Source organism: Rhizobium sp. FG96, from assembly GCF_057808655.1.
In genome coordinates this window covers 280,472-303,894 of the sequence record NZ_JBMDIL010000001.1, presented here as the reverse complement: position 1 = coordinate 303,894, position 23,423 = coordinate 280,472, and the positions used below count along the sequence as shown (strand labels likewise).

The window sequence follows — 23,423 nt, the reverse complement described above, 5'->3', positions numbered from 1 at the left end:
TTCGCCTTGGGGTCGAATATCGCGATTGAAGATACGTTTGGCGTCTTGCTATCAGATGCTTGACTAGCCAGTCTCCGACCCACCACGATCTCTTGATCGGGAGATTCTTTGATGGACGGCGTTTTCCATGGCATCCAAGCGAAGTTGGGACGAAGCGGAGAGTTGCTCGCTGCGTTAGCCGGGCGACTTGAAAGGCTTAAAGAACAGGCAGCGTTCACCATTGAGGGGACCAATGAGACGGAAAGAAGCAGATATGCATTCCGTGCCATTGGCAACATGCCGTATGATGTGCCGCTCTTGGTCAGCGAGATACTTCATCATCAAAGAACAGTTTTAGATCATCTTGTTTGGGCGTCGGTACCTTTAACCGGAGCGATGCCGACCAAGCAGACTAGGTTTCCGATAGCTCTGACGAAAAAGACCTTTGAAGATGCCATTGGGAAAGGCGCTCTCGATAACGTTCCCTTAGTCCTTCAAGAGCTTATCGAGCGATACCAGCCATATCACAATGAAATTAATCCGTCGGATCATGTTCTGGCGTGCCTGCACCGCATTAACAACGAGGATAAGCACCACATGTTGCTTGTCATTGCAGCTGGCCTAGCGATGCCGGATACCATCGTTGCGCACGGTGCTGTTCGCACGACAATTCATCTTCCACCGGCTGGTTCTGGACGTCCTCTACACAGAGCTATTGAAAATGATGTGGAGGTTCAATGGATTTCTTATTCGCCACCCCATGCGGATACGAGCTTCGAAGTAAACTTCGACGTACAAATAGTCTTACGCGACCATCAGGATTGGCCGCTTGTCCATGTGCTCGAAACCATCCAGAATTTAGTCGTCGAGATAGCGGACAACTTCCAACGTGCCTCCGAAGCATTGCGCCACGGCAAAAATCTCCGGTTAGATAGTGGCACTGTGTCTCTATCTTGAGAAAGCTAGCCGACGCGTTGGGCGGCACCGAACAACAGAGGTGCTGGCAGAACGTTGTGCTCTGCCCGGATCCGAAATGTGCCTGACGCGCTGCCACACGGAAGGGCAACCACCCATCGTAGTTGAAGTATTCCGCCATCGGAGCGTCTTCGAGCACGTCTAGCGTCACCGCCATGTCGGCGTCCTGCTCCATCGTCCGCTAGTCGCTATTGCTGTCTCGGTCATTCCATGGTCCGCGCTCGCGGCGTTCTCTGATCGGCCGCAGCCCCAAAATCAAACACCTTTCCCCAATGCCACCAACAGCTTAAACCCATCCTTATCCAAGATTATCCAAATCACAGGATGTAGCACCTGATGCCGCTGCAATCCGGAACGTACGCCAGGTTGTGGATTTTGTCCTCAGAGGGGTAACAACCTCGAAAGGAAGAGATCATGACAATGCGTTACACGCTCTGCATCCTGCCTTTCGTCGTCATCGCAAGCGGTTGCGTGGCGACGGATCAGAACAGGCACCGTGGGTGTGACGGCAATCGCTTCGTCACATCGGAACAGCATCGCAATCATCGTACTCAAGGTTGCCAGGCCGGCGGCTTCTTCAGCGATTCCCGCACCGACCAGGGAAGCGACAGGAAGGGCGGCCCTTCGCTTCGCACGGCACCGGCAGCTGTTGCTCCGCCGCCACCACCGCCCCCGCCGCCGCTCGACGTTTCCGTCCTGTGAGACATACCGGCGCCGGGCCGGTCCACCGCCCCATGAGGGGCGGTGTGCTTACAGGTTGCCAGCCAATGGCTGCCTACCACGGCAACACGCCATTATGGTTGAAATACCCCGCCGTCGGCCCGTCTTCGCCGAGGGTGGCGAGCTTGACTGCCACTTCGGCGGCCTGTTCCACCGTCCTATACCCGCTATTGCCGTTCATCTCGGTCGCGGTATAGCCGGGGTCGGCGGCGTTGACCTTGATGCCGAAGGGCTCGGCGGCCTTGGCGATCGAGACGGTGGCGGCGTTCAGCGCCGATTTCGAGCTGTTATAGCCGAGCGCGTTAATGGCGTAGAATTCGTTCTCGGGATCGAGCAGCGACTGGATGGAGCCGAGCTCGCTGCTCATCATCACGATCCGCCCGGCCTTCGAGCCCTTGAGGAGCGGCATGAAGGCCTGGGTCACGCGGATCGGGCCGAAGACATTCACTTCGTAGACCTTCTTGGTGATCTCGATCGGCTCTTCCAGCGGCGAGATGCCGAAGCCCTCGGCAATCCCGGCATTGTTGACGAGCACGTCGAGCGTGCCGGTCTCCTTGGCCAGCGTGCCGGCGGCGGAGGCGGCGCTCCTGTCGTCGGTAACGTCGAGCTCCAGCCAGTGGGCGTCGAGGCCCTGTGCCCTGAGTTTGGCGGCGGCCGCTTCGCCGCGGCCCCGGTCGCGGGCGCCGAGAAAGACGCGGTATCCTTCCGCCGCCAGCCGCCGGGCGATTTCGAAACCGATGCCCTTGTTGGCGCCGGTCACCACTGCAGTCTTCGTATGGGTCATGTTCGCACTCCGTTTGTGGAGCAACAGAGATCGTGTCGATCGCCCCTCCGGCGTGAGCCCTAAAGTCCCGGCTTCTTGCCTATTCCTCCTGACGTGTGATGCGCGCCCGCTGCGCGCCTTGTCTTGCGTCCGGCCGCCATGTCACCATATGTTCATGATGGATGTGATGGACGAATTGCGCGATCGCGCGCTGAAACACGCAGACGGCCGCCTGACGCAGACGCCGGTGCCGCGGGTGACGATCACCCGGGATTCGGCGCGCACCCCGATGATCGCAGGCATCTACGAGCCGATGCTCTGCCTCGTGCTGCAGGGCTCGAAATGCGCCATCATCGGCGACAGGGCGCTGCATTATGACCGCGCCAGCTATTTCGTCGCCAGCATCGAGGTGCCCGGCGCCTGCCAGATCGTCGAGGCGGCCCCCGATCATCCCTATCTGGCGCTGGCGCTGACGCTGGATATCGCCGTGGTCAGCGACATCATCCTGACGATGCCCGATCTGCCGCCGCCTGCCGATGGCCCGGGCTTCGGCATCAGTCCGGTGACGCCGGAGCTTGCCGATGCCTGGCTGCGGCTGGTGAAACTGTTCGACAGGCCGGGCGACATCCCGGTCATGGCGCCGATGCTGGAGCGCGAGATCATCTACCGGCTGTTGCAGGGGCCGTATGGCCCGGCGCTGCGCCAGCTCGTCGTCAGCGACAGCCGCCTCTGCCAGATCCGCCGCGCCATCGGCCATATCCGCGAGAATTTCGACAAGACCGTCACCGTCGAGATGCTCGCCTGCATCGCCGGCATGAGCCCGTCGGTCTTCCACAAGCACTTCAAGGACGTGACGGCGATGAGCCCGATCCAGTACCAGAAGAAGCTGAGGCTCCACGAAGCCCGCCGCCGCCTGCTGGCTGAGCCCGGCGATACGGCCCGCGTGGCCTTCTCGGTGGGCTACGAAAGCGCCACCCAGTTCAGCCGCGAATATGCCCGCCAGTTCGGCCAGTCACCGGCGCGCGATGCGGGGCGGCTGCGGGGGCGTGGGGTGGAGAATGGCGCTTTGGCCGGGGGCTGAGCGTTTATGCCACAGCGCCAATCCGTCAATCTTGCGATGAGATAGGCGGCGACCGTATCCGCTGAGGTGGATAGGGAGCGTCACTAGGCATGAGACATGGGTGCTGATGAGAAAGCTGGACGCCGACGAACGCGCACGACTGGTTGAGCGGGTCTTTCCGCGCAAAGCTTTCTATCGATATGTGGCCGCTCTGCCGATCTTCGTACTATTCGCATTGCTGGTAAATCCGCCGGAATGGATCCTTTGCCTTGTCGGAGGAGCCTACTCTCTTTGGGGCTATTCAGTAGTCAAGGCGCCCTTCTTCGAAGCGCATAGGATCATACGCGAAGAGATGGAGAAGCTGGCCGAGATAGACAAGGGCGACTCTGCCCAAAGCATTGAACCCGGCGATGCTGCAGAGTCCCAATTTCCGGGTGCTGGCAACGAACCACAGTCGCCAAAATCGCGCAGTTCGCATCGGCAGAGAGCACCCATGACAGCAAGGCTCAGAAAGATCTTTTACTACGAGATCCGAACCACACGCAGTGATCGCGGAGACGGATGGGATCTGATGAACCGCGACCGTTTGCAACCCGATGGCGGCCGTCTCACGTTGAAGAAGGCTTGGCCGGACGGTGTTGGAGTGTTGCCGCGCGGCCCCTGGACACTTCCCGATTACCTTGAGCCGCCGCATTTCGTCTTCGATAGAAGCCTTGGACGTCCGCCGCACGATTTTGATGTGCAGGACGGGCTTTTCCTGATCTCGGCCAAGATGAAATCGCTTCTTGAGGAGCTGGCGCCGGATGCATGTGATTATCGGCCGTGTGTAACGAGCTATCGAAACGGCAAGCCCGGTCCGGAGCTTTGGGTCGGCAGCGTCGTGCGAGCCTTCAAGGACGCGGTCGATCTTGAGAATTCGAACATAAAGGTATCAGGCTACGGCTTCTACATGGCCCCGATGTATCCCCAGCAAGCGAAATTTGCCTTCAAGCCTGAGGTCATCGGATCGGCGAATGTCTTCCGCCTAGCCGAAACTCCCTTCTATCCTTTCTGCGACGAGCATTTCAGAGCGCGTTGCAGAGAGGCGGGCATCAAGGGCATCGCTTTTTCAAAGGTCGGCAGCATCACGGTGGCTTCAAACTGAAGGCACTTTACGCCGCGGCGCGCACCCGTGCCTCTTCGCGGATCCTGTTGACCATCGAGCGCAGGCCATTCGAGCGTTGCGCCGAGAGGTTCTCGACCAGGCCGATCTTGCCAAACGTCTCGAAGGCGTCGAGCGATGCGATTTCCGAGGCGGTCTTGCCGGAATAGGTGGCGAGCACGATGGCGACGAGGCCGCGCACGATATGCGCGTCGGAATCACCCTCGAAGGTCATGACGGGATTGTCGACATTGCCGTCCGTATGGGTCACCAGCCACACCTGGCTGGCGCAGCCCATCACCTTGTTCTCCGAGGTCTTCTTGTCGTCTGCAAGATCGGGCAGCGCCTTGCCGAGTTCGATGACATAGCGGTAGCGGTCTTCCCAGTCGTCGAGGAAGGAGAAGTCGTCGATGATTTCGTCAAGCGATGCCATGGGAGCGCGGGCCTTTCCGTGATGCCCTGCATATAGGTGAAGTGGCTGCCGTTTTGAACCATTAAAAAGAAAACGCCGTGAAGGATGGGCATCCTCACGGCGTGCAGCAAAGTGCTGAAATAAACAGGGCAGGCACGTCAGGCACGGGGCGTTCCCTCTGGGGAAGACCGGTGTGCAAGCTTGGTTGCGGGCCGGAGCCCGCGGAATTGGTCAGGAAACCGGGCGCGGCTTCGGTGTCGGGATGACGGCCGGAACGGTTCCGGTGACGACCGCGTCGGAGGCGGCGGCATCATCGACCGGCGGACGGTACGGCATCGGCTGGTTCAGGGCGGCGGTCTTTTCTTCCTTTGCGGAAGGGGCGAGCGCTGCGGCAGGCGCCAGGGTGGCGAGCGGGGCGACGGCCTTTGCTGCTTCGGCGATCTTCGCGGAAGGCTTGTCCTTCTCGTCGCCGGAAAGCTGGCTGTCGATCAGCTGGTAGGCGACGCGGGCGCCTTCGCGGGCCCGGTAGCCGAGCGCGGTCAGCGTTTCGCCGCCCTTGCTGCAGACTTCCGGCTTCTCGCCGCACATGCCGGTTATATAGTCATAGGCGCCGCTGACGGCGGTGAAGGCGTCGGAGAATTGAACCTGGGGGTCATTGGCGAGGCGCGTCGAGCTTTCCGAGCTGAAAAGCGGCAAGAGCACCAGCACAAGTCCGAACCAGAAGCTTCCTTTGATCAGTAGTCTCATTGTCGTTGCCCATCCTGTTTTCCCGTCCGGTCTTGTTGCCGAATCAGGGTCCGTTTCCGGTGTGTTTTCACCCTAGCGCGGAAGTGCGAATGCCACTTTTCGAAACTCCGCGGCATTTGCGGCAAATTTAATTCGAATTTTAAATAAAGGCCGACGTACCGTATTTCAGTCAAATTGTAGCCATCGGCGTTAAGCATGGCGGGACCTGCCGCCTGTAATTGCAGGGAATCTCAATGGCGGGCTCGCCGCAAAAGTTAACGCGAAGCTGAAATGCGAGCGAAATCCATCGCTTACCCCCTATTAACCACAAAAAACAAAGGAGCTTCCGGATGGTCCAAAATGGGACTTTTGCCGCCTTCCGGCTGTGGAGGCGGCCTTTGCCTTATCCTTTCTTTAAGCGGCCAGGGCCTATTGTCCGGTCTTGTTAAAGAGCCTTTTCGGGCGGGTATTGCGTGCGAGTATTGAGTGACATCGGCAACCGGGCAGCAGCCCTCGTGGACCGGGCAGCGGCAAGCTGGCTTTCCCGCACGGGAAGCGGCGAGGCCGTGGCCGAACGCGAACTTGCCATTCTCCGCCGCCTCGCTCTCCTGTCTTCGGGTGCGCTGATTGCGGCGCCTGCCGGTCTCTCCTTTATAACCAGCCCTGCTGTGGCGCTGCCTGCCGGTGTCGCCACCGTCTGCGCCGCCTTCCTGTTTTCGGCCGTCGGCAGCATCGCTCTGTCGCGCCAGACGCAGGCGACGGTTTCGGTTGCCTCGCAGCCGGCCGAAGACTTCTTCCTCGAAAACAGCGCCGGCCTCGTGCTCTTCCTTGATGCGCAGGGCAACGTCACCGCGTCCGGCGGCCGCGACATCAGCGACTATCTAGCCTGGATGCGCGAGCCCAAGGGCCGCGGCTTCATCGAGCAGGTGCATGTCTCCGACCGCATCCTCTTCCTGCAGGCGCTCGATCAGCTGCGCCAGGGCGATGAGTCCGTCAGCGTCGATCTCAGGCTCGACCGTCCCGGCGTCTCGCGGGATCTGCGCCAGTTCGCCTATCTGCGTATGGATATGACCGCGCGCCGCGATGGCGAGGGTCAGCTTGCCGCCGTCATTGCCCAGCTGCGCGATGTCTCGGTCGAGCAGCAGCTGCGCATGGATGCGCAGAGCCGCGCCGCCGATGCCGAATCCGCCAATGATGCCAAGTCCCGCTTCCTCGCTGCCGTCAGCCACGAGCTGCGCACGCCGCTGAACGCCATCCTCGGCTTCTCGGATATCCTGCTCGGCGAGTATTTCGGCAAGTTCGAGAACGAGCGCCAGCGCGAATATGTCGGCCTGGTGCGTGATTCCGGCGCCCATCTGCTCTCGGTCGTCAACACCATGCTCGACATGAGCAAGATCGAGGCCGGCCGCTACGAGCTGTTGCTCGAGCCCTTCGATATCGGTGCCTCGATCCGCTCCTGCGAGGCCATGCTGGCGCTGCAGGCCAAGAGCAAGGGCGTGACGCTGACGAGCCGCATCCAGCGCGATCTCGACGAGGTCGTTGCCGATCAGCGCGCCATCCAGCAGATCCTCATCAATCTCGTCGGCAATGCCGTGAAGTTCACGGAGCAGGGCGGGGCGGTCACCGTCGATGCGTCGGTGCGCGCAGGCGTGCTGCAGCTCAGCGTCAGCGATACCGGCATCGGCATTCCGACGGACAAGCTCGCCATGCTCGGCCAGCCGTTCATGCAGATCCAGAACGATTATACCCGCCAATATGAAGGCACGGGCCTCGGCCTGTCGCTGGTCAAGGGGCTGGTGGCGCTGCATGGCGGCCACTTTGCGCTGGCCAGCGCGCCGGGCGAGGGCACCATTATCACCATATCGATCGCGGCGGATGGTTCCGGCGCCTCTGCCGCCGATGCGGCACGGGAGACGGCCGTCGAGTTTCCGCCGCGCCTGAAGACTGCGGCAGCACCGGCTGCCGGTTTGGAAGAGGGGCTGTTCGATGGCCGCGCGCAAGCGAAAATCGCCTAAGGGGAAGAGGGGCCGGCAGCAGCCGGGTCTGCTTCTCACGGGGGCAGCCGCCTTGGGCGGCTTTGGCATGACGGGCGCTTCGATGCTCGGCGGCGTCGTTGCGCGCAATCCATCGGTCGCCGGCGGCACCGTCGCCTTCGTCGTCATCTTCTCCTTCGTTGCCGCCAATGCGCTCTGGTATCAGCCGGGCAACCACCCGCATCCCTTCTTCCGCACCCGCGATCTGACCTCGCCCTTCTCGATCGGCCGTCCGTCGATAGAGGAGCCGCATCCGGGCGACGTCACCACGTTCAAGATCGAGCGCCCGGGCGAAGAGGGCGATGCCTCGACAACCAACGCCACGCCGCCCGCCAATGCGGCCACGGGGCAGCAGCCGAATCAGCTGGTCATGGATATCCAGAAGGAGCTGATCCGCCGCGGCCTCTATAACGGCACCGCAGACGGCGTCATCGGCCCGCGCACCAGCGCCGCCATCCTGTTCTTCGAGGAAACCGTCGGCATGCCGCAGAGCGGCGATGCGACGCCGGATGTGCTGGCCGCCCTGAAGACCGATTCCATCGGCCCCTCGACCATCCCCGCCGAAAAGCCGCGCGAGGACGTCACCTCCCAGGCCTCGGCCGAAGACCCGGTCGCGGCCGCAATCCGCAGCGCCGAAAAGCAGGTGAAGACCGCACCCGCCGCCCCCAAGCAGGTCACCTCCGGCGAACTCACCAGCGTCGATCTGGTCCTGAAGATCCAGAAGGGCCTCGCCAACATGGCCTACGCCAATGTCGGCGTCGACGGCGTCGCCGGCGAACAGACCCGCGCTGCCATTCGCCACTTCCAGAAGCACTATAATCTGCCCGAGAATGGCGAGCCGAACGAGGCGGTGCTGAAGAAGCTCAAGGAAATCGGCGCGATTTAACCCGAGTCGAAATTCTCGCTTTGATTGAACTGAATGCAGCCCGACCCGTCATGGGAGGTGTGGATTTGGTAAAATTGGTACGTATGCGTTTCGCAACTAATGACAGATTGTCGCAGGTTCGACCCTTTTCAAGGGTGCAGAAATACTCCAATTTTGCCCTTTTTTCTATTTAAGTTGCTGTAAATATAGAGAAACGGCGGCGGCTTCACTGAACTGCGCTCGTATCCATGGATGCTTTATTAGCGATTAATGGATGATACTCACAAAAATATGATGTAAATTCCGGGTGCTCTTGGTGCTATTCATCCAAGTGCGACCGGGGGGCCAGTGAGGAGCATAACACTGTGACCGATTTGTCACTTTCCCGCAGTTGAAAGATACCAGTCGGATGGTATCTTTCTCTCGTCGCCACGCAGCGGGCAGCCAGGCACGTCCTTTCACCGGGTCGCAGCCGTCCCCCGCCAGGATCAATCAAATGTTGCGTGAACCTTCCTATGGCGGGTTGGGCGAACAGGACGGCTCAGACCGCGCCATGTATCGCTCGATCGCCTCGATCACCGATCTTGAAAATCCCCGGCTCTACAAGGCCCTTCATGATCACTTCGCGGCGGTCTATCCCGTCACGGCCAAAACCGGCGCTTCCGAGTTTCACCTCGGTGGAGGCCAGACCTTCCGCCTGCACCGCGGGCTGAACGACCTCAATTTCGAGATCACCTACACGGATATTTCCCGTTTTGCGGCAGTTACCCGTTCGCTCAACTCCAGAACGAAGAAATACGCCAAGGGTGGCCTGCAGTGGAGTACGTCGCGGGTTGCTGCTCCCAAGCAACTTCTGGCGCTCCCGCGTCCGCTCGACGAGCCGCGTGCTCCCGAAGACGTGCTGATGTCGATCTTCCATCTCGATCTGAACGACTCGGCCGAGACGGAACGCAGAATCACCACATGCATTGCCGCTCTCTATCCATCCGGCCCGCGTTTGGGCGGCGGACAGCAGAGCAATGATGCCCAGACCACCATGTCCAATCTGGCCGACTGGCTCTCCTTTCAGGATGTCCGGCAGATTCTCCAGATCGACGACGCCGATCACGCCGCCACCATGCTGATCTCGATGATGTTCGGCGGCTTTGCTTCCCGCATGAGCGCGGGCGAGGGCCTGCCCGACAGGGCCGCTCTCATCGGCTATCTGAAGAGCTGCATCCAGCTCTTCGTCCGCGGCTGCCGCCGCCACGACGCCTGAAATCGCTGAGGTCCGGCCGCTTCTCTCGCGGCCGGCTCACGACCCTGCCTTCCCCAATGAAGCCATAGTTCGGCAAGATCGGCCACCAGGAAGGAGCTCGTCTAGCTCGTTGCTTTTGTTAATTTTTTCTTAATGAGGCCACCCGGTTATGCACAGCAAACCCGCTCCGGATGGCCGAAATGTGGTAAAAATACAACGAGCGGAACTTCCGGCATAATTTTGGTACGAAGACGTTTATTAAATAATTGACGACTCCGGGGTCCCCTGTTCATATCCAGCCCGTGACCGAAGCAAATGTTCGGAAACGCATGGCGGACTGAAATTTCAGGGGACCGCATCCATCGCGCTAAGCAAAGAGCCAACCTTGGGGTTGGCCTCTGGAACGGAGACAGAAAATGAACATCAAGAGCCTCCTTCTCGGCTCCGCTGCTGCTCTCGCAGTAGTATCCGGTGCACAGGCTGCCGACGCTATCGTCGCCGCTGAACCGGAAGCAGTAGAATACGTCAAGGTTTGCGACGCTTACGGCACCGGCTACTTCTACATCCCGGGCACCGAGACCTGCCTCAAGATCGGCGGCTATGTCCGCTTCGACGTCGGCTTTGGCGCTGGCGACGGCTATGACAACAACGGTGGCGAAGACTGGGAAACCCACACTCGCGCACACGTCTCGTTCGACGCCAAGAGCGACACTGAATACGGCCCGCTGACCAGCCGTATCGTTCTCGAAGCTAACCGTTATGCGGGTGGCCCGAACCTGACGAACGACGCTGACTTCCCGGGTGCTGCCAATGCTGCATACGGCGGTTCTGACGGCATGAACATCGACGAAGCCTACATCGATTTCGCTGGCTTCCGCGTTGGTCGCTTTGCGAGCTGGTGGGATAACGACTTCTCGGGTGAGTCGGATATCATGGGTAACGTCACCAAGACGAACTCCATCCGCTACCAGTACGACAGCGGCAGCTTCTACGCTGGCCTCGCTCTTGAAGACGTCGGCGCTTATGACGGCCGCGGCTTTGCTGTAAACGACAACAACGGTCTCGGCATCGACGGCAGCATTGGCGGCCAGGTCGGCGGCTTCACCTGGGCGGTTTACGGCGGTTACGACGCTTCGGTTCAGGAAGGTGCTGTAACGGCACGTATCGGCGCTGATATCGGTCCTGGCAAGTTCGAACTGGCCGGCATCTACTCGAGCGATCCGTCTGCTTACTACAACGCCGGCGAATGGGCGATTGCTGCTCAGTACGCTCTGAAGGCCACTGACAAGCTGACGGTTACCCCGGAAGTTCAGTACACCGACAAGATCGATCTGGACTCCACGGGCAGCTACGACAACGGCAACATGTGGCGTGCTGGCGTAACGCTGAACTACCAGATCGTCGAAAACCTCTCGACCGAACTGACGGCTACCTACGTCAAGGAAGACCACGATGGCCGTTCGGACGACGACTACGTCGAAGGCTTCTTCCGCCTGCAGCGCGACTTCTAATCATACGACATAACCGATTTGGTGACCTCCAATCGGTTTCGAAGGAGAGGGCCCGGTATCCCAGCTGGGCCCTTTCTTCTTTTGAAGATCATGAATGCGCGACGTGGAAGACCAACCGCTCGCGATTTTTACGGCAGCAAGCCGTTGGCAAAAATCTTCAGGCTTGATCCCAGATAAGCCTTGGTGCGCTTGGCGCGCACATCGAGATCGGCGCCGGTGCGGTCGATGCTGAGGCTGCCGAAGACGATGCCGATCAGCATCGTGGCTGCGGCATCGGCATCGATGGAAATGATCCGGCCCTTGTCGCTCAGCCCTCGCAGCCAGCTGGCGAGCTCGGCGCGTGCCATGTCGAAATCCTGGCGCAGCTGCGGCACGAATTCGGTGGCTTCCCAGGCGACTTCGGCGAGGAAATACTGGCGCATGTTGGCGGGGCTCGGCGCCTCGCTGTCATCGACAGCGAAGACCTGGCCGAGCAGCGTGTCGAGTGCCGCGCCGTCCACTGCGTCCGGAAAATTGAAGACGGAGCCGCTCCGCGCCTTCAAGGCTGCGGAGAGCAGGTCGCCCTTGGCTTCATAGAAATCGTAGAAGGTCCGCTTGGAGATGCCGCAGCGCGCCGCGATGATGTCGACGGTCGTGTTGGCGTAGCCGAGTTCGATGAAGACGTCGGTGCCGGCCTCGATGATGTCGGCCTGGCGCTGGTCTAGATCGATGCTCTTCGGTCGCCCGCGCGGCCGCTTCTGCTTTTCTTCGGTGTTCGAGCTCACATTTCCCCTGCGCGCACGTGTTATTTTCATCCCTGCGGCACTGATACATGAAGAGGCGCGGCGGGTACAGCGCCTCAATGTCGCGAATATGTTACAGGGATTTGACTGCCTGCGTGAATATCGTTGCACCGAAAAATATTGCGTGCGATCCGTCAGGTGATAAGTTCCCTGACGACAAGGCGAGAGGGCGATTTTCGATTGGCCTCCGCTCCGGGGGATTGAATGGAAAGCGCCTACAGACGCCGCAAGCAGCCTGAGCTCGTCAGGCGCAACCTGCTTGATGAGGCAAGGAAGCTTGCCGTCACCGAGGGTCTTGCCGCGGTCACCATGCAGGCCGTCTCGGAAGCCGCCGGCGTCACCAAGGGTGGCTGTATCCATCATTTCCCGAGCAAGAAGGATCTGATCGAAGCCGTCTTCGACGAACTCCTGCAGGCGATCGACAAGGATATCGAGGGCCGCATGGCGCGCGATCCCGAGCCCTATGGTTCCTTCACCCGCGCCTATATCAATTCCGTCTTCGACAAGAACGAGCGGATGAACGGCGGCCATTGGGCGCCGCTGACCATCTCGGCGCTGACCGATCCCTATCTGCGCACGCTGGTTGCCGATTGGGCCAATGCCCGCGCCGAACGTCACAGCGCCACCGATGGCGACATGCATCTGCGTATCGCCCGTTTTGCCGCCGACGGCATCTGGCTCGCCAATCTCTACCAGGTCGATATCTCCGACGCGGAGAAGATCAAGGCCGACCTTCTCTCGGTCACCGAAAGGCCACGGGCAAAGGCCTGATACCGCCGCCTACAACCTAAGTCTAAGCCCCCGTAATTTTTGCAACTTGTTAACCATAATGCCTGACGCTCCGCTAATGTACCGGGGGAGCTTTGTCATGCAGGCAATGAGGGCGGTCGATGTATCTGAAGAGGGGAATGCGCAGCCGGAGGACCCGGCCTTGCGGCATATCCTGTCGAAGCTGGCCGAGGAGGCATCGACGCTCGGCATCGACCTCGTCGATATTGCCGGTGCCATCCAGGACATGGCGGCGATGTCCGCCCGCCATGCCAATGCCTTCGACGACGTGACGCGCACGGCGCTCTCGATTGCCGAAACCAACCGGGCGGTTGCCGTGTCGCTGCGCGAGACCGACCAGACCGCCGCCGATGCCCGCCACATGCTGAAGGAATCGGCCGGGCGGCTCTCGGGGTCGGTCGAGGAGATCGGCCATATGCTGCGCTCCTCCGAGGAGATCAGCGCCGAGATCAGCACGTTTGCCCGCTCGCTCTCCGATGTCGACACCGTCGCCGGCGAGATCGGCACCATCGCCCGCCAGACCAACCTGCTTGCCCTAAATGCCGCGATCGAGGCGGCGCGGGCCGGTGAGGCAGGCAAGGGCTTTGCCGTCGTCGCCTCCGAGATCCGGGCCCTCTCGCTGCAGACCTCCAAGGCGACCGGCCTGATCCAGGAAACGCTCGATCAGCTGCGCGCCAAGATCGGCAGGCTCTCGGCCGCCGGCAGCGGCGCGCGCGATAGTGCCGCCAGCGTCAAGGAGAAGTCGCAGGCCATGCACGGCGCCTTCCACAGCATGGAGCAGGTGATCACCCAGATCCTCGACAGCTCCTCGGTCATGGCCAACACGACGGAAGCGGTCGATCGCCAATGCGCCGGCTTCGTCGCCGCGCTCGGCGAAATGTCGGCCGAGGTGCTGGAATCGAACGGCAAGCTGCAGCACGCCGCCAAGCGCGTCGATAGCGTCGTCGGCCTGTCGGAAAAGCTGGTGCAGCTGACGGCGAGCGCCGGTGTCGAAACCGCCGACAGCCGCTGGATCGCCCGCGCCCAATCGGTCGCCGCCGACATCGCGGCCGCCTTCGAGCGGGCTCTGTCATCCGGCCAGATCCGCCTGGAAGCGCTCTTCGACCGAAACTATAGGCCGATCCCCGGCACCGATCCGGTGCAGCTGATGGCAGGTTTTACCGAACTCACCGACCGTCTTCTGCCGCCGATCCAGGAGCCGGTCGCGACCTCTGACGAGCGCATCGCCTTCTGCGCCGCGATCGACGAGAACGGCTACCTGCCGACCCATAACCGCAAGTTCTCCGAGCCGCAGCGCCCCGACGACACCGCCTGGAACACCGCCAACTGCCGCAACCGCCGCATCTTCAACGATCGCGTCGGCCTCTCGGCAGGCAGAAGCACCGCACCCTTCCTAGTGCAGACCTACCGGCGCGACATGGGCGGCGGCAATTTCGTGATGATGAAGGACATCTCCGCCCCGATCACGGTCCGCGGACGGCATTGGGGCGGGCTGAGGCTGGCGGTCAAGGTCTAGCGTAACCGCCGCCATTCATCCTATACGTCACGCATGAGACTTCGCACTGACATCTTCGTTTCCGCCCTGCTGCGCCGGGTCTTCGCCATGGGCGATTTCGCCGCCGTGGAGAAGAAGGGCGCGGAAGAGGCGGGCGCGGTCTTCATCCGCCAGCATTTCCGCGACGGGCTGGAGACGCTCTATGGCCCGGCGCCGCAGAGTTTCTTCGATGAAGACGAGACTGCCGGACGGCTGTTCGAGATCCGCCTCGACCGGCAGGAGCCGGATGCCGTGCGCGAACTGCTGGAGCGCGAGCGCAGGTTCGATCCTGATCTGTGGATCGTCGAACTCGAAACGGCAGATGCGGCATCGCTATTGCCGCTGGCGGTAGAGAAGAAGAACCCGCTCTAGCTCTGAAATCAGCGGCGGCCGACGGTCTTCAGGTCGCGGGCCGGCGGTATCAGGCGTGCTGTGCGGGAGATCGTGCCGGCGGCGGCAGGCGCGGCAGGGTTTTCGCCTTCTTCCGGCTTGTAGGTATAGCTGTCGGCGCGCCGCCAGGCTTCCACCCGCTCATGGCATTCTTCCGGATCGAGCGCATCGAGCACCATCCAGGCGCGGGTCACGCTGTGCTGTGGCTCGGCGAGATGCGGATAGAGCTTTTCCAGGACGAAGACGGCATCGAGAAAGCCCATGCCGAGGCTGACGAGCGTGGTGGCCAGCTGCTGGCCGGAGAGATCGAGCATGATGCGCTCGGCCAGCCAGCGGCTGGCGGACAGTGCATCGGCAAGCGTGCTGGCAAAGTGGCTCGCCTCGCGCGAGCGGGCAAAGCGCACCAGCAGCGCTTCCTGGATGTCTGAGATCGTCCTGAGGCCCAGCCGGTCGTCGTCATCGCGGCCGAGATGGTTGGCGAGACCGCGGATCTTCTGGCGCATCGCCTCTTCATTGGCGAGGCGCTCGGCAAAGTCAGGATCGACGGCCGGCGGTTCGGTTGCGACGGGCGCAAAGACCGGCGCCGGTGCTGCGGCCAGCTGTTCCTCGATGGCGGGAAGCGTCAGGTCGGCGGGCGAGGGGCGGGCGGTCGCCTGGCGCAGCGCCACCAGCGCATCGATGACCTTCGGCGAAAGATTGTCGCGGCTGACGATGGCGCGGATATGGGCGGTGCCCTGCGTGCGGGCGATCATGATCAGCGTATCGTCACTGACCGCCTGCGAGGCCGTCAGAAACGGTGCGGCAACGGCGATCGGCAGGTTGCCGATGAAGAGAGCCACGGCCTGCGGAATGACCGGGCATTGCGAGAGGGCGGCGACGGCCTGGCGGCGGGCTTCGTCGGAAGAGGCTTGGAACAGCGGGGTAAAGAGCTCGGCGAACTGGCGCAGCTCGGATCGCGTCGGATGCGCCAATCCCTCGAAGCTGCTCACGGTTGCCATCAACACCACGTCCTTCTTGCGGCTGGCCATAGGCCCTTCTAGGTCTCTAAACCGGTCACGCACAAAGAATACCCCGGAAACGCCGATACTGAGGGATCGAATGTGCCGGCTGGACGGAGGCCGGGCTCAGACGAATATGAACAAATCCTACACCGGCAGGGTTAATGCTTGCTGAAGATTTTAATCAAATGCGCAGCAATGGTACACGCAGAACGTGTTCAGCTGTGGATGGCGCACAAAAAGAAAGCGCCCCGCAGATACGAGGCGCCACCGTTTTTCCGGATCGCTCCGGCCTGGAGATGAATGTCAGAGTCCCTTGTGGGCACGCAGAGCCAAAAGCAGCTTTTCGCCGTCGTTATGGCCGGCCTGATAGAGGTCGAGCGCAGCCGAAGCTGCAAACTGGGCCTCGGGGCTTTTGATATCCAGACGCTTTTCCGAGCACCACGCATCGAGCGCGCCGCGCAGCACATCCAGATCTTCAGGAGAGAATGTCGGGTTCATGAACAAAGACATTTTCTGCCCTCCGTATCTACGGCAAGAGCATGGGTTGTCTCTCAAGCGGTCATCGCCATAAAACTTTTGACCGATGCGCCGACCATACGCCTATTCACCTGAACTGCAATTGATATTTCGGTGACGCAAATCGGCAACACATCCTTATGACGTAAAGGTGATCGGCTGTACTTGGTCAAGCCTATGAATTCATAAGTCTTTCCTAATTAAATCTGACTTATTGCCGATTGAAACTAAAAGCCAGCTCGCAGCGTTTATTGAACAGCCCTACAACAGGGCTGAAATATTAGGAGACTGTTAACTATCGTATGTCTCAATTCGGACAGGAACGGCGCGGTTCGATGCTTCGGCCGTAAAGATTCCACATCACGGTATTCAAACAGGTGCCGTGAGAAAGGCGCGAATGACCTCGGTTCCGGTTTCCGGCATTGCAGGACGCGCTGGCCCGCACAGGCGGGCAGGGTGAAATCCGCTTTGCTTCATCCGTCTCGGGCAGTGCATGGAGACGAGAATGGCCACTATAGTCGCATTGGCTGACAGGCGCTCGCAACAGCCGCGCCGAAAAGACCGGGAGCCCGTCGAGGCTCAGATATTGCTGTTCACCGGCGTTCGCTACGAGCGTCTCGTGGAGAGCCCGAAGCGCCGCGCCCCGTCGCGCGCATCGCGTGTAAAGACCAAGTAGGCGTCAGTTGTCCGAACCGTAGGTCTCGCAGCCTGCCTCGGTGAGGAAATTCTTGGCTGCGTCATCGAAGCTCGCCTGCGGCGCAAGAGTGCGCAGCACCGCATAGCCCTCATTATGCGTCATCTCCACCAGGATGGTCTGCTGCAGATCCTGCGGCAGTGATTTGCGCAGCTCCGTCAGCTTGATCGGGCTTGCCGCCAGCACATCGAGCGCGCCCCCCACCGACGTCCTGTCATTCATGCTGAACACCTCGTTCGAGGCGCCGTCATAAACGGCGATCGACCAGAAGGGCACGCTGCCCTTGGCGGTGAAGCGCACAGGGCCATCCTCGAGATCGAAGGAGCAGACGGCGGTGCGCACGAAGGGATCGCTGTTGGAAAGCCCGGCATCGTCGTAGTTCGACGACAGCAGATAGAAATTGTTCGGATCGCCCTCGGCGATCACCCGCGTCTCGGCATCCTTGCCGGTGAAATGCGGCAGCGCCAGAATGATGATCAGGTGCAGCAGGGCGGCGCCGAACAGGCCGGTGATGATGGCAAAGACGATCCTAAGCATTGCCGCACCCGGTCTTCTCGAGCTTCGGCATGGAAAGATCGATAACCCCGGAACTGCCCGCCGTCGGCGTATCGAACAGCGTCAGCACCAGCCGGAACGTGCCAGCGGCCGGCAGCGCCAGCCAGTTGCCCGGCCGGGCATTGGCCGAGACGTCGATCACGAAGCTGCTGTCGGGCTGGCGCAGCACAGTCCAGGAATTCAGCGCGCCCGGCAGACCGGGACGCACGGAAGCCGGATTGCCGCCATTGTCGGATGTATAGAGCGTCCACAACCGCGCCGCCGGCGTTTGCCCGCTGATCCTATAGCTGCAGCCCGCATTGAGCCGCTCCCCGCCATCGTCGACGCTCGCCGTAAAGGTTAGTCCCTCGGCACTGCCGTAAAGCAGCTTGCCCGCCCGCGCCCGGTGCGATTTCGCATAAGGATCGGCATCGGCCGTCTGCAACTCCGGAAACGCCTCCCAGGCCCCGAGCTTGATGGCGCCAAACCCCTGCGTCACATCGAGCGCATACCGCGAAACCATGATCCCGCCGCCGAAAGCGACGATCAGCGTGATCGCGATAAATAGCGGAAATCGAAACACTGCATGCCCTTGAGATCAAATCAGGTGAAAGGGTTAGCACTGATTCTGGCGGGGTGGAATGGTGAGCAACGTTTTCGCGGTGGAGGTTGGCGCGTGAGTCTCTCGCCGCGCAGACGCACGCCGGGTGGATTTCTGTAACGAGCACAGGAATGAGGGGGAGATTGGGGATGCGTCCGACGGTCACATTGCCCGATGGAGAATGCTGAACGGCACGCTCGACCTCTCAACTATCCACTGCGGTCCACCCAATACTCCCTCATTCCTGTGCTTGTCACAGGAATCCAGCCACCGCGCGTCTGCGCGGTGAATGACGCCTTTAGACTTGTAGCCTCGGCGTCTCGTGTCCCTCAGTGACGTGAAAATCACTCAGCGTCCACAGCGAAAAGAGTCTCTCCGCCGCGCAGACGCGCAGAGACCGGATTCCTGTGACGAGCACAGGAATGAGGAGAGATTGGGGATGCGCCAGAAAACCTTATCAGCGGTGCCGCGAACAGCTCCCCTTCACTCCACACTCGCAACCTTCTGCGCCTCGAGCGGCGCCGCATCCTTCAGCTTCTCGCCGAGGTCCTTCAAGATCTTCGTGCTCTCCACCGAGAGCATGCGCGGGCGCACCAGTTGGGGGATGCCGTCGGCGGGTTTGGCGGCGGCGGTCTTGGCGGCGTCCTTGGGGGAGGGCAGCGGGTTTTCGATGCCGGGGATGGGGCGCAGCACGACGCCCTGGTGGGCGTAGTCCATGGCGCGCTTGAAGGTCATGGCGGGCAGGGAGCCGCCGGTCATGTTGTTGGTCGAGGTATAGTCGTCGTTGCCGAACCAGACGGCGGTCGTGTAGTTGCCGGTGAAGCCAACGAACCAGGCGTCGCGATAGGCCTGCGTCGTGCCGGTCTTGCCGGCGGTGACGATGCCGTTGTCGAGTGCGGCCTTGCGGGCGGTGCCGACATAGGGGATGCGGCTCAGCATCTGGTTCATCTCGTCATCGGCTTTTTCCGACAGCACCCGCTTTGCCGGCGGCTCGTCGCGGTCGAAATCGTAGAGCACGTCGCCGTCGTAATCGAGGATCTGGGTGATGCCGTGGCGGCGCGACTGGTAGCCGCCGGCCGGGAAGACGGCATAGGCGGTCGCCTGGTCAAGTACCGTGACCTCAGATGTGCCGATCGGGATCGTCACGTCGTCGCGCACCGGCGATTCCACGCCCATCGCTTTCGCCATGGCGCGGATCGGCTGGATGCCGAGCTTTTCCTTGGCGAGACGCACCGGAATGGTGTTGATCGACTGGGCGATCGCCGTTTCCAGCGTCACGCGTCCGGCATAGCGGTTTTCGTAATTGTGCGGGCTCCAGTTGCCCCAGCTGATCGGCGCGTCGATGATCGTCGTCTTCGGCGTCATGCCGCTCTCCATGGCCACCGAATAGGTGTAGACCTTGAAGGAGGAACCCGGCTGGCGCAGCGCCTTGGTGGCGCGGTTGAACTGGCTTTCGCCGTAATCCCGGCCGCCGACCATGGCGCGCACGGCGCCGCCGTTTTCGATCATCACCATCGCGCCCTGCTTGGCGTGATAGCTCTCGCCATATTCGCGCAGCGACGTCTCGACCGAATCCTCGGCCGCCTGCTGGATGCCCATGTCGATGGTGGTGCGCACGACGAGCGAATGCTGGTGGAAGCGCGAGGCGAGCCGCTGCACTTCGTCGAAGGCCCAGTCGAGGAAGAAATCGGGCGCTTCCTGCTCGTTGCGGTCGATCGCCGTCGCCGGATTGCGCCGGGCGGCGATCACCTGGCCTTCGGTCATCAGGCCGCTCTGCACGAGATTGGTGAGCACCTCGTTGGCGCGGGCGCGCGCGGCCGGAAGATTGACATGCGGCGCATATTTCGCCGGCGCCTTGAACAGACCGGCAAGCATGGCGCTTTCGGCCAGATTGACGTCGGTGATGCTCTTGCCGAAATAGAACTGCGAGGCTGCCGCCGCCCCGAACGTGCCGCCGCCCATATAGGCGCGGTCGAGATAGGTGGAGAGGATTTCCTTCTTCGAAAGATTGGCCTCCAGCCATAGCGCCAGGAAGGCTTCTGTGATCTTGCGGTCGATCGAGCGTTCGTTGGAAAGGAACAGGTTCTTCGCCAGCTGCTGCGTCAGCGTCGAGCCGCCCTGGACGACTTCGCCGGCCTGGGCATTGGTGACCAGCGCGCGGAACAGGCCGATGACATCGATGCCGAAATGGTCGAAGAAGCGGCGGTCTTCGGTGGCGAGCACCGACTTGATCAGGCTGTCGGGCAGCTCGTCGATCGGCACCGAGTTCTGGTGGATGACGCCGCGATGGCCGATGACATTGCCGTAGCGGTCGGTGAAGGTGACGGCGAAATCGCCGCGATTGCGCCAGTCTTCCTTGGTTGCCTCGAAGGCGGGCTGGGCGAGCGCCAGCATCAGCACGGCGCCGACCGAGCCGAGCGTCAGGCCTTCGCCGCCGAGTTCGAAAACGATGCGCTTCCAGCCGCGAACGCGGAAGCGGCGGAAGAAGATGGTGATGTCTTCCCAGATTTCGGCAGAGCGGAAGCCGGCATTCCAGACCGTGGAATCGATCCAGGAATCGATCTTCAGCAGAAGATGTTTGCTCTTCTTCGGCTGCTTTTCCGGAGTTTCAGGATCCTGCACTTTGTTCTTCCCGCCCGATCGCGCTTGACGGCTGGCCCCCCAGGCGTCAGAGCAACAGCCTGATTTGGCATTGCGCTCTTCGATAAACGAAGCATGCTGAATGTTTGATTGATTTGCCCGACGATAACAAGAGACGCAGCCGGCCTCACGCGAATTTGCGGAACGGCTGTTGCAGAAACGAAATGATGGAAGATACGCCCTTCTGGAAGCGCAAGACGCTGCCCGAGATGACCAAAGAGGAATGGGAGAGCATCTGCGACGGATGCGGGCTCTGTTGCCTCAACAAGCTCGAGGAATGGGACTCGGGCGATGTCTATTTCACCTCGGTCGCCTGCAAGCTGCTCGACGGCGAGAGCTGTCGCTGTTCCAACTACGAGAAACGCTGGGACTTCGTGCCCGATTGCGTGCAGCTGACCAAGGAAAACGTCCCTGATATCGCCTGGCTGCCGCCGACCTGCGGCTACCGGCTGATCAACGAGGGCGAGGACCTCTACTGGTGGCACCCGCTGGTCTCCGGCGACCCCGAGACCGTGCACCAGGCCGGCATTTCCGCCCGCGGGCGGACGATCAGCGAGACGGAGATCGATCCCGAAGCGCTCGAGGATTATGTCGTCGACTGGCCGCTGACGGTGGGCAACGATGCGAAGGAGCGGCCGGAATAGACCGGCCGCGGCCCGACTTACTTCGTATATTTTTCCAGCGCTTCGATGAGCTTCAGCCCCGCTTCGGCGCGCGCCGTGTTCGGATAGTTGCGGTTGGCTAGCACGGTGAGGCCGATGCCGAGTTTGGGGGCGAGGACGACATAGGCGCCGAAGCCGCCGGTGGCGCCGGTCTTGTTCATCAGCACGGATCTCTGTGGGGTGAGCGGGGTCTTCAGGGCTTTGACCGGCTGGCTTTCGAGGCTCATCTTGTTGGAATTGCCGTCGGTGAGCTGCTTTGCCTTGACCGGCCAGGGATACTGCTCCCAGACCATGTCCTGCGTGTAATAGGCGGTGGTGAAATAGCCGGTATGGGTCTGGCGGATGGCGGCGGCGAGATCGGGTGCCAGGCCCTGCTGATCAAGGTTGAGCGCCATCAGGTGCGTCATGTCGCGGATCGTCGTCTTGACGCCGTAGGCCTCGTCGTCGAGGACGCCGGGATTGACGCGGATCGGGCGGTTGTCCTTGGAATAGCCGAAGGCATAGCGGTCCCTTTCTGCGTCGGGCACGCTGATGAAGGTGCTCTTCAGGCCGAGCGCCGGGAAGAGCTCCTTCTCGGCCGCCTCGCGGTAGCTGCCGGCAAGGCGCTGGCCGGCGATGCGGCCGAGCAGGCCGATGCTGACATTCGAATAGGAGCGCATCGTGCCCGGCTTGTAGGGCGGTTTCCAGCTCTTCAGGTAGGCCGTCAGTTCGGCATCATTTGTGACGCTGTCAGGGACCTGTAGCGGCAGGCCGCCGGATGTGTGGGTGGCGAGATTGACGAGGGTGATCTTGTCGAAGGCGCTGCCCTTCAGCTCCGGCAGGTAGGTGGAGGCGGGATCATCGAGCGAGATCAGGCCGCGCTCGGCGGCAAGCGCTGCGAGCGTCACGTTGAAGACCTTGCTGACCGAGCCGAGCTCGAAGATCGTATCGGTGGTCACCGGCGTCTTGGCTTCACGCGAGGCCTCGCCCGACACATAGAAAAATTGCTTGCCGTTTATCGAAACGCCGATCGCCATGCCCGGGATGTCATAGGTCTTGATGACGGGCTGGAAGGCGCGGGCGGCGATTTCCTGGAAGGCCTTGTCCGTCAATTCGGCGGCGTGGAGCGGACTTGCGGAAAGGGAAAGCGCGATCAGGCAATGTTTCATCTTCATGGGCGGCTCCTTGCGATGCATCCGGATAAATCTCCGGTGCAGGCTCGATAGCGTGCGCCGATGCCCCGTCACAAACGATAAGAACTCGCGGGAGACCCTAGATAAATTTGGGCTTGGGGATCAGGGCCGGTGAAGAAGCGTCTTCAGGAACAGCCTGAGTTCGCGCTCGACATAATCGGCAACGCGGCCCTCCGAGGTGAAGCCCCACCAGAGCAGCGAGCCCTGCCATTGCGACAGCATCAGGCGGGCGGAGGTTTCGGGGTCGGGCGTGGACGCGAGGCATTCGGTGAGTGCTGCGGTCAGTGCTTTGGCCCATGCCGCACCCCGGGCGCGCAGCACCGGATCGCGGAAATCCTCGCGCAGCACGAGGAGGCCCTGGGCATAGGCGGCGGGGTCTTCGCCGTAATCCTGGGAGAGCGCGGTGAGCAGGCCGACCGCGCCATCGGGGGTCTTGTCCGCAGCGGCGGAAACCTTTGCGGTCTCGGCATCCAGCCGGTCCCAGGCATGAAGGAGGGCGGCGCGCAGCATGCCGGCCTTGGTGCCGAAGCGCTGGACGAGGGTGGAGCCGGAGAGGCCGCTGACCTTTGCCACCGCGCCGAAGCTCACGGCATCCGGACCCTCGGCATGGATGAGGGCGAGAACCATCTCCAGAAGCTGCTCGTCCGGCAGGGTGCGGGTGCGCGGCATGAAATTTCCTCTTGCGT

24 protein-coding genes are annotated in these 23,423 nt (G+C 61.5%); 13 read left to right on the top strand and 11 right to left on the bottom strand.

Annotated elements, in window-relative coordinates; all coding sequences use genetic code 11:
* Window positions 1-111 precede the first annotated feature (111 nt).
* Window positions 112-936, top strand: a complete 825-nt coding sequence (locus ACODR6_RS01575) for a hypothetical protein (RefSeq protein ID WP_489020263.1) — start codon at window positions 112-114, stop codon at window positions 934-936.
* Between the two features lie 432 nt (window positions 937-1,368).
* Window positions 1,369-1,656, top strand: coding sequence for a hypothetical protein (locus ACODR6_RS01570; protein WP_203429313.1), 288 nt, complete (start codon window positions 1,369-1,371; stop codon window positions 1,654-1,656).
* A 73-nt stretch (window positions 1,657-1,729) separates the two neighbouring features.
* Here ACODR6_RS01570 and ACODR6_RS01565 read toward each other — a convergent pair whose 3' ends face one another.
* Complete coding sequence (locus ACODR6_RS01565; RefSeq protein ID WP_489020261.1) at window positions 1,730-2,458, bottom strand: SDR family oxidoreductase; 729 nt, start codon at window positions 2,456-2,458, stop codon at window positions 1,730-1,732.
* A 166-nt stretch (window positions 2,459-2,624) separates the two neighbouring features.
* Here ACODR6_RS01565 and ACODR6_RS01560 point away from each other — a divergent pair, with 166 nt between their 5' ends.
* Window positions 2,625-3,518, top strand: a complete 894-nt coding sequence (locus ACODR6_RS01560; RefSeq protein ID WP_489020259.1) for an AraC family transcriptional regulator — start codon at window positions 2,625-2,627, stop codon at window positions 3,516-3,518.
* Window positions 3,519-3,624: 106 nt separating this feature from the next.
* On the top strand, window positions 3,625-4,641 hold the full coding sequence (locus tag ACODR6_RS01555; RefSeq protein WP_489020257.1) for an imm11 family protein: 1,017 nt from the start codon (window positions 3,625-3,627) through the stop codon (window positions 4,639-4,641).
* A 7-nt stretch (window positions 4,642-4,648) separates the two neighbouring features.
* Here ACODR6_RS01555 and ACODR6_RS01550 read toward each other — a convergent pair whose 3' ends face one another.
* Together ACODR6_RS01550 and ACODR6_RS01545 are read right to left on the bottom strand one after the other, a co-directional pair.
* A complete protein-coding gene (locus tag ACODR6_RS01550) occupies window positions 4,649-5,071 on the bottom strand; it encodes a SufE family protein (RefSeq protein ID WP_489020255.1) in 423 nt (140 codons plus the stop codon).
* Between the two features lie 210 nt (window positions 5,072-5,281).
* Entirely contained in the window at window positions 5,282-5,797 is a 516-nt protein-coding gene (locus ACODR6_RS01545; protein WP_199626493.1) for a DUF5330 domain-containing protein, read from the bottom strand.
* 452 nt (window positions 5,798-6,249) lie between these two features.
* Between ACODR6_RS01545 and ACODR6_RS01540 the strand changes: the two genes are divergently transcribed.
* From ACODR6_RS01540 to ACODR6_RS01525, 4 genes are all read left to right on the top strand, one after another.
* The gene (locus tag ACODR6_RS01540; protein WP_489020253.1) at window positions 6,250-7,791 is read left to right on the top strand and encodes a sensor histidine kinase; all 1,542 of its coding nucleotides are present in this window, start codon (window positions 6,250-6,252) and stop codon (window positions 7,789-7,791) included.
* Window positions 7,763-8,695 carry a peptidoglycan-binding domain-containing protein gene (locus tag ACODR6_RS01535; RefSeq protein WP_489020251.1) on the top strand — a complete coding sequence of 311 codons (933 nt, stop codon included), beginning with the start codon at window positions 7,763-7,765 and terminating at the stop codon, window positions 8,693-8,695. Before ACODR6_RS01540 ends, ACODR6_RS01535 begins: the two co-directional genes overlap by 29 nt.
* A gap of 475 nt (window positions 8,696-9,170) precedes the next feature.
* Entirely contained in the window at window positions 9,171-9,932 is a 762-nt protein-coding gene (locus ACODR6_RS01530; protein ID WP_413711249.1) for a hypothetical protein, read from the top strand.
* Between the two features lie 395 nt (window positions 9,933-10,327).
* Window positions 10,328-11,422, top strand: a complete 1,095-nt coding sequence (locus ACODR6_RS01525) for a porin (RefSeq protein ID WP_413711250.1) — start codon at window positions 10,328-10,330, stop codon at window positions 11,420-11,422.
* 128 nt (window positions 11,423-11,550) lie between these two features.
* On the opposite strand, the gene ACODR6_RS01520 is transcribed toward ACODR6_RS01525, so the two are convergent.
* Window positions 11,551-12,186 carry a TetR/AcrR family transcriptional regulator gene (locus tag ACODR6_RS01520; protein ID WP_489020248.1) on the bottom strand — a complete coding sequence of 212 codons (636 nt, stop codon included), beginning with the start codon at window positions 12,184-12,186 and terminating at the stop codon, window positions 11,551-11,553.
* A 222-nt stretch (window positions 12,187-12,408) separates the two neighbouring features.
* Here ACODR6_RS01520 and ACODR6_RS01515 point away from each other — a divergent pair, with 222 nt between their 5' ends.
* The 3 genes from ACODR6_RS01515 (at window position 12,409) to ACODR6_RS01505 (ending at window position 14,899) form a co-directional block, all read left to right on the top strand.
* Window positions 12,409-12,975 (top strand): TetR/AcrR family transcriptional regulator, encoded by a 567-nt coding sequence (locus ACODR6_RS01515; protein WP_489020247.1) that lies wholly within the window; start codon window positions 12,409-12,411, stop codon window positions 12,973-12,975.
* 97 nt (window positions 12,976-13,072) lie between these two features.
* The gene (locus ACODR6_RS01510) at window positions 13,073-14,509 is read left to right on the top strand and encodes a methyl-accepting chemotaxis protein (protein ID WP_489020245.1); all 1,437 of its coding nucleotides are present in this window, start codon (window positions 13,073-13,075) and stop codon (window positions 14,507-14,509) included.
* 33 nt (window positions 14,510-14,542) lie between these two features.
* Entirely contained in the window at window positions 14,543-14,899 is a 357-nt protein-coding gene (locus tag ACODR6_RS01505; RefSeq protein WP_489020243.1) for a DUF1491 family protein, read from the top strand.
* An 8-nt stretch (window positions 14,900-14,907) separates the two neighbouring features.
* On the opposite strand, the gene ACODR6_RS01500 is transcribed toward ACODR6_RS01505, so the two are convergent.
* Window positions 14,908-15,978 (bottom strand): DUF2336 domain-containing protein, encoded by a 1,071-nt coding sequence (locus ACODR6_RS01500; protein WP_203429306.1) that lies wholly within the window; start codon window positions 15,976-15,978, stop codon window positions 14,908-14,910.
* Window positions 15,979-16,221: 243 nt separating this feature from the next.
* The gene (locus tag ACODR6_RS01495) at window positions 16,222-16,428 is read right to left on the bottom strand and encodes a hypothetical protein (RefSeq protein ID WP_112719136.1); all 207 of its coding nucleotides are present in this window, start codon (window positions 16,426-16,428) and stop codon (window positions 16,222-16,224) included.
* Between the two features lie 511 nt (window positions 16,429-16,939).
* Here ACODR6_RS01495 and ACODR6_RS01490 point away from each other — a divergent pair.
* Complete coding sequence (locus tag ACODR6_RS01490; protein ID WP_165402615.1) at window positions 16,940-17,110, top strand: hypothetical protein; 171 nt, start codon at window positions 16,940-16,942, stop codon at window positions 17,108-17,110.
* A 3-nt stretch (window positions 17,111-17,113) separates the two neighbouring features.
* Here the strand turns inward: ACODR6_RS01490 and ACODR6_RS01485 are convergent, their stop codons facing one another.
* The 3 genes from ACODR6_RS01485 to ACODR6_RS01475 form a co-directional block, all read right to left on the bottom strand.
* Window positions 17,114-17,665: a DUF1254 domain-containing protein gene (locus ACODR6_RS01485; protein WP_112719135.1), complete on the bottom strand. Its 552-nt coding sequence runs from the start codon at window positions 17,663-17,665 to the stop codon at window positions 17,114-17,116.
* Entirely contained in the window at window positions 17,658-18,245 is a 588-nt protein-coding gene (locus tag ACODR6_RS01480) for a DUF1214 domain-containing protein (RefSeq protein WP_112719134.1), read from the bottom strand. Before ACODR6_RS01480 ends, ACODR6_RS01485 begins: the two co-directional genes overlap by 8 nt.
* 501 nt (window positions 18,246-18,746) lie before the next feature.
* Window positions 18,747-20,885 carry a transglycosylase domain-containing protein gene (locus tag ACODR6_RS01475; protein WP_489020240.1) on the bottom strand — a complete coding sequence of 713 codons (2,139 nt, stop codon included), beginning with the start codon at window positions 20,883-20,885 and terminating at the stop codon, window positions 18,747-18,749.
* A 185-nt stretch (window positions 20,886-21,070) separates the two neighbouring features.
* Between ACODR6_RS01475 and ACODR6_RS01470 the strand changes: the two genes are divergently transcribed.
* A complete protein-coding gene (locus tag ACODR6_RS01470; RefSeq protein ID WP_489020705.1) occupies window positions 21,071-21,547 on the top strand; it encodes a YcgN family cysteine cluster protein in 477 nt (158 codons plus the stop codon).
* Window positions 21,548-21,564: 17 nt separating this feature from the next.
* Here the strand turns inward: ACODR6_RS01470 and ampC are convergent, their stop codons facing one another.
* Entirely contained in the window at window positions 21,565-22,719 is a 1,155-nt protein-coding gene (gene ampC, locus ACODR6_RS01465) for a class C beta-lactamase (RefSeq protein WP_489020238.1), read from the bottom strand.
* A gap of 120 nt (window positions 22,720-22,839) precedes the next feature.
* Window positions 22,840-23,406, bottom strand: a complete 567-nt coding sequence (locus tag ACODR6_RS01460; RefSeq protein ID WP_489020236.1) for a TetR family transcriptional regulator — start codon at window positions 23,404-23,406, stop codon at window positions 22,840-22,842.
* Window positions 23,407-23,423: the final 17 nt, after the last annotated feature.

Excerpts from the sequence above, each read along its gene's own strand:
- ACODR6_RS01470 (WP_489020705.1), top strand. The coding sequence starts at position 21,071 with ATGGAAGATACGCCCTTCTGGAAGCGCAAGACGCTGCCCGAGATGACC.
- ACODR6_RS01570 (WP_203429313.1), top strand. The coding sequence starts at position 1,369 with ATGACAATGCGTTACACGCTCTGCATCCTGCCTTTCGTCGTCATCGCA.
- ACODR6_RS01565 (WP_489020261.1), bottom strand. The coding sequence starts at position 2,458 with ATGACCCATACGAAGACTGCAGTGGTGACCGGCGCCAACAAGGGCATC.
- ACODR6_RS01460 (WP_489020236.1), bottom strand. The coding sequence starts at position 23,406 with ATGCCGCGCACCCGCACCCTGCCGGACGAGCAGCTTCTGGAGATGGTT.
- ACODR6_RS01530 (WP_413711249.1), top strand. The coding sequence starts at position 9,171 with ATGTTGCGTGAACCTTCCTATGGCGGGTTGGGCGAACAGGACGGCTCA.
- ACODR6_RS01560 (WP_489020259.1), top strand. The coding sequence starts at position 2,625 with ATGGACGAATTGCGCGATCGCGCGCTGAAACACGCAGACGGCCGCCTG.
- ACODR6_RS01485 (WP_112719135.1), bottom strand. The coding sequence starts at position 17,665 with ATGCTTAGGATCGTCTTTGCCATCATCACCGGCCTGTTCGGCGCCGCC.
- ACODR6_RS01515 (WP_489020247.1), top strand. The coding sequence starts at position 12,409 with ATGGAAAGCGCCTACAGACGCCGCAAGCAGCCTGAGCTCGTCAGGCGC.
- ACODR6_RS01490 (WP_165402615.1), top strand. The coding sequence starts at position 16,940 with ATGGCCACTATAGTCGCATTGGCTGACAGGCGCTCGCAACAGCCGCGC.
- ACODR6_RS01575 (WP_489020263.1), top strand. The coding sequence starts at position 112 with ATGGACGGCGTTTTCCATGGCATCCAAGCGAAGTTGGGACGAAGCGGA.
- ACODR6_RS01495 (WP_112719136.1), bottom strand. The coding sequence starts at position 16,428 with ATGTCTTTGTTCATGAACCCGACATTCTCTCCTGAAGATCTGGATGTG.
- ACODR6_RS01550 (WP_489020255.1), bottom strand. The coding sequence starts at position 5,071 with ATGGCATCGCTTGACGAAATCATCGACGACTTCTCCTTCCTCGACGAC.
- ACODR6_RS01545 (WP_199626493.1), bottom strand. The coding sequence starts at position 5,797 with ATGAGACTACTGATCAAAGGAAGCTTCTGGTTCGGACTTGTGCTGGTG.
- ACODR6_RS01535 (WP_489020251.1), top strand. The coding sequence starts at position 7,763 with ATGGCCGCGCGCAAGCGAAAATCGCCTAAGGGGAAGAGGGGCCGGCAG.
- ACODR6_RS01555 (WP_489020257.1), top strand. The coding sequence starts at position 3,625 with ATGAGAAAGCTGGACGCCGACGAACGCGCACGACTGGTTGAGCGGGTC.
- ACODR6_RS01525 (WP_413711250.1), top strand. The coding sequence starts at position 10,328 with ATGAACATCAAGAGCCTCCTTCTCGGCTCCGCTGCTGCTCTCGCAGTA.
- ampC (WP_489020238.1), bottom strand. The coding sequence starts at position 22,719 with ATGAAGATGAAACATTGCCTGATCGCGCTTTCCCTTTCCGCAAGTCCG.
- ACODR6_RS01505 (WP_489020243.1), top strand. The coding sequence starts at position 14,543 with ATGAGACTTCGCACTGACATCTTCGTTTCCGCCCTGCTGCGCCGGGTC.
- ACODR6_RS01510 (WP_489020245.1), top strand. The coding sequence starts at position 13,073 with ATGCAGGCAATGAGGGCGGTCGATGTATCTGAAGAGGGGAATGCGCAG.